13 protein-coding genes are annotated in these 14,267 nt (G+C 46.1%); 3 read left to right on the forward strand and 10 right to left on the reverse strand.

Annotation, left to right across the window (positions count from 1 at the left end):
• Positions 1-12: 12 nt before the first annotated feature.
• From L4C42_RS06350 to xerD, 7 genes are all read right to left on the reverse strand, one after another.
• Positions 13-138, reverse strand: coding sequence for a hypothetical protein (locus L4C42_RS06350; RefSeq protein WP_353497011.1), 126 nt, complete (start codon positions 136-138; stop codon positions 13-15).
• A 367-nt stretch (positions 139-505) separates the two neighbouring features.
• The gene (locus L4C42_RS06355) at positions 506-1,834 is read right to left on the reverse strand and encodes a sigma-54-dependent transcriptional regulator (RefSeq protein WP_353497012.1); all 1,329 of its coding nucleotides are present in this window, start codon (positions 1,832-1,834) and stop codon (positions 506-508) included.
• A 223-nt stretch (positions 1,835-2,057) separates the two neighbouring features.
• Positions 2,058-3,590 carry a lysine--tRNA ligase gene (gene lysS / locus L4C42_RS06360; RefSeq protein ID WP_353497013.1) on the reverse strand — a complete coding sequence of 511 codons (1,533 nt, stop codon included), beginning with the start codon at positions 3,588-3,590 and terminating at the stop codon, positions 2,058-2,060.
• Between the two features lie 36 nt (positions 3,591-3,626).
• A protein-coding gene (gene prfB / locus L4C42_RS06365) for a peptide chain release factor 2 (protein WP_112459573.1) occupies positions 3,627-4,725 on the reverse strand; the annotation gives its coding sequence in 2 pieces (ribosomal slippage) (positions 3,627-4,649 and positions 4,651-4,725; 1,098 coding nt in all).
• Positions 4,726-4,829: 104 nt separating this feature from the next.
• Positions 4,830-6,569 carry a single-stranded-DNA-specific exonuclease RecJ gene (recJ, locus tag L4C42_RS06370; protein WP_353497014.1) on the reverse strand — a complete coding sequence of 580 codons (1,740 nt, stop codon included), beginning with the start codon at positions 6,567-6,569 and terminating at the stop codon, positions 4,830-4,832.
• A 39-nt stretch (positions 6,570-6,608) separates the two neighbouring features.
• A complete protein-coding gene (dsbC, locus tag L4C42_RS06375) occupies positions 6,609-7,403 on the reverse strand; it encodes a bifunctional protein-disulfide isomerase/oxidoreductase DsbC (protein WP_353497015.1) in 795 nt (264 codons plus the stop codon).
• 30 nt (positions 7,404-7,433) lie between these two features.
• Complete coding sequence (gene xerD / locus L4C42_RS06380; RefSeq protein WP_418641975.1) at positions 7,434-8,342, reverse strand: site-specific tyrosine recombinase XerD; 909 nt, start codon at positions 8,340-8,342, stop codon at positions 7,434-7,436.
• Between the two features lie 158 nt (positions 8,343-8,500).
• Here xerD and fldB point away from each other — a divergent pair, with 158 nt between their 5' ends.
• The gene (gene fldB, locus L4C42_RS06385) at positions 8,501-9,019 is read left to right on the forward strand and encodes a flavodoxin FldB (RefSeq protein WP_353497016.1); all 519 of its coding nucleotides are present in this window, start codon (positions 8,501-8,503) and stop codon (positions 9,017-9,019) included.
• A 102-nt stretch (positions 9,020-9,121) separates the two neighbouring features.
• Here fldB and brnQ read toward each other — a convergent pair whose 3' ends face one another.
• Entirely contained in the window at positions 9,122-10,432 is a 1,311-nt protein-coding gene (brnQ, locus tag L4C42_RS06390) for a branched-chain amino acid transport system II carrier protein (protein ID WP_353497017.1), read from the reverse strand.
• Between the two features lie 296 nt (positions 10,433-10,728).
• On the opposite strand from brnQ, the gene L4C42_RS06395 reads away from it, so the two are divergent.
• Positions 10,729-11,451 (forward strand): tRNA1(Val) (adenine(37)-N6)-methyltransferase, encoded by a 723-nt coding sequence (locus L4C42_RS06395; protein WP_353497018.1) that lies wholly within the window; start codon positions 10,729-10,731, stop codon positions 11,449-11,451.
• Between the two features lie 99 nt (positions 11,452-11,550).
• Positions 11,551-12,780 (forward strand): ATP-dependent RNA helicase SrmB, encoded by a 1,230-nt coding sequence (gene srmB / locus L4C42_RS06400; protein WP_353497019.1) that lies wholly within the window; start codon positions 11,551-11,553, stop codon positions 12,778-12,780.
• 55 nt (positions 12,781-12,835) lie between these two features.
• On the opposite strand, the gene L4C42_RS06405 is transcribed toward srmB, so the two are convergent.
• Together L4C42_RS06405 and L4C42_RS06410 are read right to left on the reverse strand one after the other, a co-directional pair.
• Positions 12,836-13,537 carry a hypothetical protein gene (locus L4C42_RS06405; protein ID WP_353497020.1) on the reverse strand — a complete coding sequence of 234 codons (702 nt, stop codon included), beginning with the start codon at positions 13,535-13,537 and terminating at the stop codon, positions 12,836-12,838.
• Positions 13,538-13,547: 10 nt separating this feature from the next.
• Positions 13,548-14,066: a hypothetical protein gene (locus L4C42_RS06410; protein ID WP_353497021.1), complete on the reverse strand. Its 519-nt coding sequence runs from the start codon at positions 14,064-14,066 to the stop codon at positions 13,548-13,550.
• Positions 14,067-14,267: the final 201 nt, after the last annotated feature.

Below are 14,267 nucleotides of genomic sequence, written 5' to 3' on the forward strand. Positions count from 1 at the left end.
GTTACGGATTAATTAAGCTTGTGCTGAACTTGCTACCGGTTTGTCGGTAACAGTGGCGGTCGAAACTAGACCACACATATGATCAGCATCAGTACGGCGAACAGCACAAGCGTTGATAAAAGAAATACGATTCATCATTTTCTGTGCCTCCATACTGACTTTATTAATCCTGAAATTTGGGTAAATGAGCGTCTCGCTCACGGTTAATTCTTATGCAGTTCGTTTATTAAATCAACAAAGCATATATAAAAAAGTGAAAAACAAATGAATACTCTAGTGATGACGATCAAGAGTGTTTTAATGCCGAGTATTTAATCAATCACCTACAAAAATACGGTGATTAATTTTATTTAAGCAAAATACAACCTGATATTATTTCAAGCCCACTTAGTGCGAGCTACATCAACCTTCCGTGTAATTGCAATGTAAACCACTTAAAACGGCGTCAATTTCAACCAAAAAAGGTGCCGAAGCACCTTTCATTGTTCAAAACCTATCCGTTACGCTAGATAGTCTCTTCTGTGATCAAGTTGTGCTTGTTCAACAAGCGATACATCGTCGCCCGCGAAATACCTAACTCTTTCGCCGCTTGCGTTACCTGCCCGTTGTGACTATCGAGGACTAAAATAAGCGCATCACGCTCTGAGCGTTCACGAATACTTTTCAAACTACGTTTACCAGAAAACGTACCCGGTAGCTCAAAGTGTTTTTTCGATAACACCTCTTCTTCAGTCATTAATACCGCTCGCTTCACCTGATTCAGTAGCTCCTTCACGTTTCCAGGCCAATGATAATAAGTCAGTGACTTAATTGCATCGTCGTCAATAGATTTCACAGGAGAATTAAATTCTTTAGCAAATTGGTTTATGTAATGTGTCACCAATAGTGCAATATCTGTCGCACGCTCTTTAAGACTAGGGACATTAATTCTTAACACATTAATGCAATGGAAGAGCTCCTCGTTAAAGGTACCGTCACCCAAGGCTTTCTCAATATCTGAGGAATCCGCCGCTAAAATACGCACATCAAATTCCTTGATGCCTTTAGCCGTTTCGATTTGCCCATCTTGATAGAACTTTAACAAGTTAAGTTGCTGCTTAGGTGGCAGAGTAAATATGTCGTTGAGGACAATGGTGCCGCCAGATGCTTGATCAAGCAATGAACTCTGAGAAGCGTCATGCATACCAAAAAACTCATTTTCGAAACGAGCATCCGAAAACGCACGACAATTGACAGCAATAAACGGTTTTTGCGAGCGAGCTGAACAGCGATGAATCGCCTTGGCGACCGACTCCTTACCTGCTCCAACTTCACCGTGGATCATAATACTCACGTCTGTTGGACCAATACGACGAATTTGGTCACGTAGTCGTCTAATGGGCAGCGATTGCCCGACTATACCTAGGTCGTTATCGTTGCCATTGTGCGGCCAAACTTTTTGCTCAAGTTTGAGCATACCAAGCTGGTGACCAATGGTACTCATGAGTCTTGAGTCTGGAATTGGCGTGGTGAAGAAATCGATACAGAAATTGACGATAAATTGGCAAATCGTATCTGAGCTAAGTTGCGACTCACGGATAAACGCTATCCAACGCACCTGCTTATGCGTACTAACGAGTTTCGCGATACCATTTAAGCTAAAATCATCCCGCGTGAGATCGACAATACCAATACATGGTCCAATCTCAGAAAACAGTGCATCTGCTTTGCGAAGATCAGAGCATTGCGTGCAGCGCCAACCCGCTTGCTCTAAAACAGATAGCCAAGGCTCATAAACTCCACCCACCACGACCAAAGAGCCGGGGATTGAATCCATCCGAAATTCGGTTCCCATTACATCATTCCTATTATTGTTTTTAGATTCAATAGCTCCATTCTATGCATGTGGCGCTATCTATCAAAGACGACTATCGCGTTTAAAACGTACAGAGGTGTCTCACATTTAAGACTAGTGCACGATTTGTAACTTTTCTATAAACATTCAAAGGAATTTGGCATAAAAAAAAAAGCCTCTCCGCAGAGAGGCTTTGTAAGAAGTCATAACCTTAGCAGAGAGCTTACTGCTGAGGACGCATCGCTGGGAATAGGATAACGTCACGGATGGTGTGCGTATTAGTAAATAGCATCGCCAGGCGGTCGATACCAATACCTTGACCCGCTGTTGGTGGTAGACCGTGCTCTAGTGCAGTGATGTAGTCTGCATCGTAGTACATTGCTTCGTCATCACCTGCGTCTTTCGCATCAACCTGTGCTTTGAAGCGTGCGTCTTGATCTTCTGCATCGTTAAGCTCAGAGAAGCCGTTCGCGACTTCACGGCCACCGATGAAGAACTCAAAGCGGTCAGTGAAGAATGGGTTGTCATCGCTACGACGCGCCAGTGGAGAGATATCTGCTGGGTAGCCAGTGATGAACGTTGGCTGGATTAGCTGAGGCTCAGCCGTCTCACCAAAGATCTCTTCAAGAAGCTGGCCACATGTCCAGAACGTCTCTACTTCAACGTGTACAGACTTAGCAATCGCTACCATCTTGTCACGGTTAGTTAGGTCTTCTTCTGTCAATGCTTGGATTTCAGCGTGATCTGGGTTGTAGTGTTTGATCGCTTCAAACATACTCATACGTGCGTAAGTGCCACCAAACTCAACGGTTTCGTCACCGTAAGGCATAGACGTTGAACCTAGAACATCCATCGCTACCGTGCTTAGCATCTCTTCAGTGAGATCCATCAGATCTTTGTAGTCAGCGTATGCTTGGTAGAATTCCATCATAGTGAATTCTGGGTTGTGACGTGGCGATAGGCCTTCGTTACGGAAGTTACGGTTGATCTCGAATACGCGATCAAAGCCACCAACCACTAGACGTTTTAGGTAAAGCTCAGGGGCAACACGCAGGAACATGTCGATATCAAGTGCGTTATGGTGCGTGATAAATGGACGTGCAGTCGCACCGCCAGGGATCACGTGCATCATTGGCGTTTCGACTTCTAGGTAGCCTTTTGAGCTCATGAAGTTACGAATTGCTGATACAAGCTTAGAGCGAATGATGAATGCGTGACGAGAGTCTTCGTTAACGATTAGGTCAACGTAACGCTGACGGTAACGCATCTCTTGGTCAGTTAGACCGTGGAACTTCTCTGGTAGTGGACGAAGTGCTTTCGTTAGCAACTCGTACTCTTCCATGTTCACGTAAAGATCGCCTTTACCAGACTTGTGAAGTGCACCTTTCACACCGATGATGTCACCGATATCAAGGCCTTGGTATTTCTCTTTTAGCTCTTTTTGAACATCTTTTGCTGCGTATGCTTGGATACGACCAGACGTTTCTTGAATCGCTAGGAATGGACCACGCTTAGCCATAACACGGCCTGCGATTGCCACTACGTGGTTTAGCTCTTCTAGTTCTTCTTTCGTCTTCTCACCAAATTCCGCTTGAAGGTCGCCTGCTAGGTGTTCACGACGGAAATCATTTGGGTGGCCGTTGGCTTTGCAGCTTTTACGGATATGATCCAGCTTGCTACGACGCTCAGCGATCAGCTTGTTTTCTTCAGGTGAAGAGGCTTCTTGTGCGTTTTCGTTTTGAACAGCATCAGTCATTTTTCGATGTATCCTGTTTTAAAAGTGGTGAAAAGCTTACAGGCCTGATTTTAGGCTAGCTTCGATAAATTTGTCCAAGTCGCCATCAAGAACCGCTTGAGTGTTACGGTTTTCAATGCCAGTACGCAAGTCTTTAATGCGTGAGTCATCAAGTACGTAAGAGCGAATTTGGCTGCCCCAACCGATGTCAGATTTAGCATCTTCGTTCGCTTGCTTCTCTGCATTTTGTTTTTGCAGTTCATGCTCGAACAATTTTGCACGTAGCTGTTTCATCGCTTGGTCTTTGTTTTTATGCTGAGAACGATCGTTCTGACACTGAACCACGATGTTAGTTGGAACGTGAGTAATACGAACCGCAGATTCCGTGGTGTTAACGTGCTGACCACCCGCACCAGAAGCGCGGTAAACGTCGATACGAAGATCAGACGGGTTGATCTCGATATCAATGTTGTCATCAATCTCTGGATAAACAAACGCAGAAGCAAATGAAGTGTGACGACGGCCGCTTGAGTCAAATGGTGACTTACGAACTAGACGGTGAACACCTGTCTCTGTACGTAGCCAACCATAAGCATACTCGCCAGAGACCTTCACAGTCGCGCCTTTAAGGCCAGCGACTTCACCTTCTGATACTTCGATGATTTCTGTCTTGAAGCCTTTCGCTTCTGCCCAACGAAGATACATGCGTAGCATCATGTTGGTCCAGTCTTGCGCTTCCGTACCACCAGAGCCCGATTGCAAGTCGATGTAGCAATCTGACGCATCGTGGTCACCGGCGAACATACGACGGAACTCAAGCGTTTCTAGCTTGGCTTCCAGTTCAGCAAGTTCTGGTTCAATTTCATCGAAAGTTTCTTGGTCTTCTTCTTCAACCGCAAGCTCAAGAAGACCGTCTACGTCTTCCACACCTTGGTCAAGAAGGTCGATGGTTTCAACAACCGCTTCTAATGAGGCACGTTCTTTACCTAGTGCTTGCGCACGCTCAGGCTCGTTCCATACATCCGGTTGTTCAAGTTCTGCGTTGACTTCTTCTAGACGCTCTTTCTTAGCGTCATAGTCAAAGATACCCCCTCAGGATATTTGTGCGTTCAGACACATCCTGTAGGCGGTTTTTGATAGGATTGATTTCAAACATATTTGCTCAGCATTTATGAGTAGAATTTAACCGCAGAATTCTACTCAAAAATGTGACGAAGATACAGGAAAATATCGATTTTCCTTGACCGAAATATCAACCCCCTATCGAGGCTCAATATGGTCGACCATCAGTTGCAATGACTGGTTTCCACGAAAGTCATTGATATCCAGTTTGTAAGCGAGAGTGACGGTTTTCACCGAAGCATCTGGCCAACGGCGTAAATCCACATTAAAGGCGATCGCATCCAGCATAATATTGGTGCCAAACCCTTTATGCATCGGCTCAACCATCAGCTTGAGGTGTTTTTCTCCAACCAGCTTTTGATGCAGCACTTTAAACTCACCATCAAACACAGGATCAGGGAACGCTTGTCCCCAAGGACCTCCAGCACGGATCTGCTCTGCGGTATGCATGGAAAACTCTTCCGGCGTTAACTCACCATCCGACAAGATAATACCTTTTAACGCGGTATCACCCAGCTCTTCACGCACCACCTCATCAAACAGCTTACTAAAGCGCTCGAAGTCTTTTTCCATGATGGTAAGACCGGCTGCCATCGCGTGACCACCGAACTTTAAAATCAATCCCGGGTTCTGGGTATCAATACGGTCAAGAGCATCACGCATATGCAAACCTTGGATAGAACGACAAGAACCCTTAATTGTTCCTTCGCCACCATCGGCAAACGCTATCACCGGGCGATGGAATTTGTCTTTGATACGAGAAGCCAAAATGCCAATCACACCTTGGTGCCAATCACGCTGGAACAGCGCTAGGCCATACGGCAGCGCCGCCTTATCACTAATTTGCAAGCGCTCACAAAATGCCAATGCCTCTTGCTTCATGCCTTCTTCGATGTCTTTGCGCGTCTGGTTAAGACCATCAAGTTCACTGGCCATCCGGCGAGCAGCGTGGAGGTTATCCGACATCAAAAGCTCAACACCAAACGACATGTCATCCAAGCGACCAGCGGCATTGATTCGTGGACCAAGCGCAAAACCAAAATCGGATGCCACCAGCTTTCTTGCATCGCGCTTAGCAATTTCAATCAAAGCTTGAATGCCGGGTCTAGCTTTGCCCGCTCGAATTCGCTGCAGGCCTTGATGCACCAAAATGCGGTTGTTCTCATCCAAAGGCACCACATCGGCAACGGTACCAAGCGCCACCAAATCAATCAGCTCCATCAATTTTGGCTCAGCCATACCTTGCTCGGCGAACCAATTGCGCTTTCTCATATAAACGCAAAGTGCCATCATAAGATAAAACGCGACGCCAACACCCGCTAGCGCTTTCGATGGAAACCCACACTCATTGAGGTTGGGGTTGACCATTGCATCTACATTCGGCAGCTCTGAACCCGGTAAGTGGTGGTCAGTCACCAGCACCTTGATGTTATTGTCTTTGGCGTACTGCACCCCGGAAATCGAAGAAACACCATTATCAACAGTCATGATGACTTCTGCACCAATCTCGATAGCTTGATCGACCACTTCAGGGCTTAGACCATAGCCATCTTCAAAACGGTTCGGCACCAGATAGTCTACATTTCGACTGCCTAGCATACGCAGCGCCAATACAGAAAGCGCCGAGCTCGTAGCACCATCAGCATCAAAGTCACCGACAACGATGATGCGCTTTTGCTGCTCAATCGCTTCAAACAGCAGCTCAACAGCGGGGTCAATTCCCGCTAGTTGTTGGTAGGAATGCAGCCCTTTGGCCGCTTTTTCCAATTGAGCGACATCACTCACACCACGGCTGATGTACAGACGGCGCAGCAAAACAGGTATAGAGTCAGGAAGTATCGAAATATCGACGTCAGGGCGGCGTTGGATTTCTATCATAAAATGCAATGGGGCCTTAAAAGGCCCCAATCCTAATCGTTATTGAATTTGTTGTAGACGCTTTAGAAGATCAGCAGGAGGAAGATAGCCACCCACCATTTCACCGTTTGGTAGGAAAATAGCTGGCGTACCACTGATACCTAGTTCGCGTCCAAGCTCATAGTGCTTAGCTACGGTCTCTTGACACTGCTTCAGGTCACCATCAAACACCGCTTCTTTGCGGTTAACTTTAGCATCGTGCATCGCGTCTGCGGGATTTTCTGAACACCAGATTTTCGCCATTTGGTCAGCAACCGAGCCCGTCGCTCCTTGTCGTGGGTAAGCAAGGTAGCGCACTGTAATTCCAAGGTCGTTGTATTGTTCCATTTGACTGTGCAGTCTCACGCAGTAGCCGCAAGTAATATCAGTGAATACCGTCACCACGTACTTTTCGTCTTTTGCTTTGTATTCAATGACTGTATCCGCAAATGATGCGATTTTTTCAGCATTGATTGGCGCTTGGCGCTCAGCAATCACATCTTTGTAATTGCCGTCAGCATCGATAGAGTACAGTGTGCCGGCAATGAAATGATCACCTGATGGTGATGCGAACAAGATACCGCCAGGTGTGCGAACTTCTATCAGACCCGCGATATCTGAAGCCACGATTTCTGATACCTCAATGCCGATTTTGGCAAATCGTTCACGAATGGCCGCTTCGTCTGCTGCAGAACTCGCCGCCGCCGCTTCAACGACAGTTGCTGGTGTTGCTTGGCTTGGTTGAGACTCTTCTGCACCGCAAGCCGTCACGAAAAATGGCAGAGAAAGTAGAGTTAAGCGGCGTAATACGCTCATTAAAATCACCTTTGTATAGAAAACGTTAAATTAAGCCCTTGGATGATGCTGGCTATGAATGTTCTTCAATCGTTCAGTTGCTACGTGAGTATAAATTTGTGTCGTAGATAAGTCACTATGCCCTAGCAACATCTGTACGACACGCAGATCTGCGCCATAGTTCAATAGATGCGTCGCAAAAGCGTGTCTTAGTACGTGTGGCGACAATAACTCGGTATCAATATCAGCCAGCACAGCATAGAACTTAATACGGTGCCAAAAGGTTTGTCGGGTCATCTGCTTGGCTCGTTTACTTGGAAACACCACGTCCGAGGTTTTCTCACCAAGCAACTGAGGGCGACCTTTATCGATAAACTCAGAGATCCAATCAATGGCGTTCTCGCCCATGGGCACCAAACGCTCTTTGTTACCTTTACCCACAACACGTACCACGCCTTGTCTTAGGCTGATATTTTCCATCGTCAGGCTCACAAGCTCAGTGACACGAAGGCCTGTTGCATAGAGCAGCTCTAGCATCGCTTTGTCACGCAACTCTATAGGATCGTTCGGATCGGGCGCTTCCAGGAGTGCCATCACTTGATCTTCGGTTAAATCTTTCGGTAGTCGCTTAGGGAGTTTTGGGCTCACCAATAGAGCGGTTGGATCGTCCGAGCGCAGTTTTTCTCGGTGCAGATATTGGAACAACCGACGGATCGCAGACAGCATTCTCGCTCTTGAGCTTTGTTGGTAGTTTTGATCCGCCAACCAGCTTTGATACTCCTGCAAGCCCGCTAAGCTAATAAAATCCAGTTTATAGTTGTGCTCATGCATCCATTTCAACAACTTCACCAAATCATTTCGATAAGACGCCAAGGTATTTTCTGACAATCCTCGCTCCATCCACATAGAATCGAGAAATTGCTCCACTAAGCCCTGATCTTGGATATTGACGTCGCTCACGACTACCTCTTGGATGTTTATACAGTACTTTGAACAGAGTAAGCGAGAAAAAACCAGATTGCCATAAAAAACCAACACCTAGCGAATAAGCGCTGCAAAGATGGTCGAATTCAGAGTAGAATCTTGGCCAATCATCACAACCAAGATACAGTGAAGTTATGAAAATAGGCTTATTTTACGGCTCGTCCACCTGCTACACCGAGATGGCTGCAGAGAAAATCCGCGACATCATCGGCCCTGATATCGTCGACATATTCAACGTAAAAGAGACGCCTATTACCAAGATGAGCGAATATGATCTGCTTATCTTAGGCATTTCCACTTGGGATTTTGGTGAACTCCAAGAAGACTGGGGCGCTATTTGGGATCAAATCTCCGGTGTATCACTCAGTGGTAAAGTCGTTGCTTTATTCGGGTTAGGTGACCAGGAAGGCTATGGCGAATGGTATCTCGATGCCATGGGCATGCTACACGACGAGCTTAAACCAACCGGCGCTCAGTTTATTGGTTATTGGAATAATCAAGGCTACGAATTTGAAGCGTCAAAAGCACTCACCGAAGATGGCAGTCAGTTTGTCGGTCTCGCTTTGGATGAAGACTCTCAATACGAGCTTAGTGATGAGCGCATTGCAAGCTGGGTTGAGCAGATCCTTGTAGAGTATCAGCAAACGCTGTAATGCTTACAAAGTAAAAAATTTCCAAACAAACGGCGCCTATCAAGGCGCCGTTTTTAGTTCTCATGAAGTCTTACAAGCAGACTTTACTATTAGCATGCTCAACTAGGCAGCTTCTTGCTCAAGACTTTGGTCACTACGGCCAATAAAGCACATGCAGACAATCGCAACAAACGTTGGCATTACCCAACCCATGCCCACACTAAACAGTGGCAATGCATTGAAAGCTGATACATCAATACCTGCTACTTTCGCAGCATCGATCATGGCAAATGCTAGTGATACCAAGATAACCACGCGGTAAGCAAGTTTCGGGTTCGCTAGGTACTTACGAGTAAAGGTCAAAGCTACTAGTGCAATCGCAACTGGGTATAGTGCAAACAGGACTGGAACCGATAGCGAGATAAGCTGCGCCAAACCAACGTTTGCTACTACAGCACATGCAACACCAATGATCACAACCCATTTCTGGTAGCTGATAGACGTGAGTGAGCTGAAGTAATCAGAACACGCTGAGATCAGACCGATCGCTGTTGTCAAACACGCTAGCAATACAATCACAGAAAGTACGACCTGCCCGTATGGACCAAACAACGCTTGTACGTATTGACTCAAGATGGCACCGCCGTTGTCTGCACCTGCTGCAACCGTCGCGCTCGTCGCACCTAGGTAGAACAAAGAGATGTAAACAAAAGCAAGACCCGCAGCAGCAATTAATGCTGAGCTAATCAGGTACTTAGTCGTTGCTGCTTGCTCAGTAATGCCTTTCTTACGCAGTGCATCCACAATCAACATACCAAACATCAAAGAGCCAAAGGTGTCCATGGTGTTGTAACCTTCAAGGAAACCTTTGGTCAGAGGCTGGCTTAGATACTCTCCGACTGGAGCAATCATCTCACCCTGTGGGTCAATGAATACCGCACCTGCTAGAACAATTAGGCCAACAAACAGAACGGGTGTAAGAACCTTACCGATAACATCAATCAGTTTGCCTTGTGACCAAGCAAATGACATGGCAACAGCAAAAAACAGAATTGAGAAAATCGTTAGGTGCATTTGGGCTGCGTCAGCGAAGAATGGGCGAATCGCCATTTCATACGCAACCAGACCAGTACGAGGCGCCGCGAACGCAGGGCCGATAATAATAAAGATCAGTACCGCAATAAGCGTCGCAGCCTTCTTTGGCAAATCTTTCGTCAGGTGCTCCCAAGAGCCTCCTGCCACTGCAACAGCAATAATGGTAATAAGAGGAAGACCTACTGCAGTGAGAAGAAAACCGGTCATCGCTGGGAGCAAATTCTCACCCGCTAATTGACCCGCTAGTGGTGGAAAGATGATGTTGCCAGCACCAAGGAAAAACGCAAACAGCATAAAGCCGACTGCTATAATATCTGTTGTTTTTAACGTCTGTTTCACAGATATGCCCTTACTTGTTATGTTGTGTTTCTGTAGAAGGAATCTTGGTTCCCTCGTAAAATAAGGCGGGCATAATGACGAATCACTAGTCAATAAGCAATAGATATAGATATAAACACTATATAAATTTGTTTAATTGATTCGAAAGCAGTTTGATTAACTAAAGTAAATGCCAAGACTGGAATTTTATCTCGATCATTTTCCCACACACATTACTTACATACAGAACATATCACTACTCAACAATTTAACAACAGTACCTATCACTCAAAAGCAAACGATTAACAAAATAACTTATGACTCGTAGCACATCAAAAACGAAAGGCTTTCAATTCAAACAGTTCGCAATTCTAGATGGTCATTCCGGGATGCCGGTTAGCACCGATGGGGTACTTCTTGGTGCGTGGACACAATATACCAACGCAGAGCGACTGCTCGATATCGGTACCGGTACAGGCCTTCTAGCCTTGATGAGTGCGCAGCGTTATCAAGATGCAGCGATTACAGCGATCGATATCGACAGCACGGCCATTAATGACGCCAAACGCAACTTTGCGGACACCGAATGGAGTGCGCGTCTAACACTGCTTCAAGGAGACGTACTAAAGCAGAGCTTTAGCGAGCGTTTTACGGGGATCATTTGTAACCCACCCTATTTCAATAGCGGTGAAGTCTCGCACAATGCCCAGAGAGCCACTGCTAGACATACTCACACCCTAGCGCATGAGCAATTACTAGAGCGCTGCCACAGTTTACTTATTGAGGAGGGGCAAGCCAGCTTTGTCCTGCCAACAGCAGAAGGTGAGCAGTTCATCGCAATGGCTAAGCAGCAAGGTTGGTATTTAACACGCCTATGCCGAGTACAAACCACCCCTAAAAAGCCTTGTCACCGTCTGCTGTTTACCTTGAGTAAGGTATTTGAAGAGTGTAAAGAGGAGCATTTAGTTGTCCATGGCGACGTCGGTGGATATTCTGCGGACTTTATTACTCTAACTAAGGACTTTTACCTTAAAATGTAAGTGCGCCGCGCGTTCGTTTGAGTATAATAGCCGCCCTACTTTTTCCCTGTTTGATGTTTTTTTGTTCAGGGTTAACCTACGTCTTGTGGAGACACTATAGTGATCAGAACCTTTGCCGAACTCGATCTAGATCCAGTCCTTTTAGAAGCGATTGAAGAAATGGGCTTTAGCCGCCCAACTGACATCCAGGCTCAGGCTATTCCACAAGCATTGGATGCAAGGGATATTCTTGCCTCTGCACCAACAGGAACAGGTAAAACCGCTTCCTTTGCTATTCCAGCAATCCAATACTTACTCGACTTCCCTCGTAAAAAGGCAGGTCCAGCACGTATTTTGATCCTCACGCCAACTCGTGAGCTGGCAATGCAAGTAGCAGAACAAGCGACTGCACTCGCGAAGTACACTCGCCTTAAAGTCGCGACCATTACCGGTGGTGTGACGTACGATTCTCACGCCGCAACGCTGGCAGAGACTCAAGATATCGTGGTGGCAACGCCAGGTCGTTTGATGGAATACATCGAGGCAGAGCGCTTTGACTGCCGTGCTATCGAATGGTTAGTACTTGATGAAGCAGACCGCATGCTGGACTTAGGCTTTGGTCCAACCGTTGATCGCCTGTCAGCAGAGTGTCGCTGGCGTAAGCAAACATTGCTGTTCTCTGCAACGCTTGAAGGTCGTGGTGTTGAAGGTTTCACTGCCGATCTTTTGAAAAATCCAGCCGAGCTCGAAGCGCAGCCATCAACTCGCGAACGCAAAAAGATCACCCAGTGGTATCACCGCGCCGATGATGCGAATCACAAACTGAACTTGCTAAAACGCATCCTGACCGAGCAAGCTCAGCGTACTATCGTATTTGTAAAGACGCGCGAGCGTCTAGGCGAGCTTCGTCAGCAACTAGATAGCGCGCAGATCCCATGTTCGTGGATCCAAGGCGAAATGCTACAAGATCGTCGTAACAACGCTATCAGCCGCTTTCGTGATGGCCAAGTGAACGTCCTTCTCGCAACCGACATCGCTGCACGTGGTATCGATTTGCCGGATGTCTCTCACGTTATCAACTACGACATGCCACGCAGTGCCGATGTCTATCTACACCGCATCGGTCGTACCGCTCGTGCAGGTAAAAAAGGCATCGCTATCTCTATTGTGGAAGCACACGATCAACCAATGATGGATCGCGTCGCTCGCTACACCAAAGAGACCATCAAAGAACGCTTCATCGACGGCATGCGCCCAACGCATAAAAAGCCAGTCTTCAAGAAAAAAAAGCCAAAGAAAGACGACAAGAAGAAAGCGGTGAAGAAAAAGAAAAGCGCTAAGAAGAAATAACAAACTAAGCCAACACTTCGGTGTTGGCTTTTTAGTTTCTGTGCCTAACGTTGGTTTATTTTCTCCACAGCATTGAAGGCGGCACATCAGGCGCAGTCTTAGTTAACACTATCCAATCAAACCCTTCTCCAAATGAATCTTTTCCATACCAATCCAGTCGGATAAACATATCTTGATAACCATCTCGGTTAAAATCCGCTCGAGCCAGTACCACATAGTCAATGACCATATTATCAATCTGAACTTTCACATGGTGTTCACCTGACTTAATTAGGTTTAGCTTAGAGCTATTCGCACCTAATAAACCTCTTCGATCATCCAACTCCTGACCACCAAGGTAAGGAACCGCTGTTACAGGGATAGTTTTTAGCAAATCCAGGTCAAATTCTCTTTCCCAATAACTTACCGCCGTATCTGGCGAGCGAAAATACCAACTCGCTCCATGACAGCTCGCTTTGAGCCACTCCCATCGGGCAAACTCTTGATGAGCAATTACGTCATCGCCTATCGCGAATACGTCAACACAATTGTTTACTATGTATTCTTCCCCCCCAAAACCTGCAAAAGAAATTTGGAATGTGACATCTTGCAATGTGTCACCATCGGTACTTACGTGGTCAAAAGTCATTGGATTAAGCCAACGAGGTGCCATCAAAGAACTGTCCGATTCGTCTCCAATCGATGGAGAACATCCATACAACCAAATACAACAAAACAGTATCGAAACGAAAGGCAGATTTAGGTTTGTTCTGATCATTTCTATCACCCTATGGTTGGAGCTTTTGTGCTGAATTGAGTAAATCTGACACATACTTATTTCTCATTGGAGCAATCCCCATACGATTGCTATGTTTGGCTGCATCTCCCCACCTGTTTGCTTTTAGAGAAGAATTAAATTTGATGAACTGATTTCTCAGCTTCGTCAACCCTAGGTTGAACACCATATCAAACAAAGCCATTTGAACTTGATGGGGCATAGCATCAAACGATTGTGGAAAGCCATTGGCGGTGTTATAGAATCCAGAAGCTCCAAATCGTCTACCAAAAGGTAACCTCTTAATAGCATCATACTCCGCCTGCTTTTCGGGCAGAGATGCTAAAGCCAATGAACGACCGCTTCCTTTCTTGTACATTTTTACCGTTGCCATCGATGATTTATTTGGCACCATATGACCGACTCCGACGGTAATTTTTCCAACTGTATCTAAATATAAATGCGGAATACGCCCCTCATACCTTTCGATATTCTTACTAACTTCACTTTTCACAATTAGGGTCAGGGGCATGAATGTTCCTTAGTTAAGTGTGGAGGTCATGGCCTAACGGAAAGCCAAAGCGCCAATACGCAACCTTACACATAAAAGTAATCTCTAAACTTAACTATTTTTTACCGTTTGCTCTCGAGAATTGAACCGCCCCTCGACCCAAATCACAGGGTGAAACATAAATCTATTCAGTACTAAACGCCAAAAAAAGACAAAGCTCGC

Origin of the sequence: Vibrio wakamikoensis (assembly GCF_050337275.1) — a bacterium.
Lineage (GTDB): Bacteria > Pseudomonadota > Gammaproteobacteria > Enterobacterales > Vibrionaceae > Vibrio > Vibrio chaetopteri.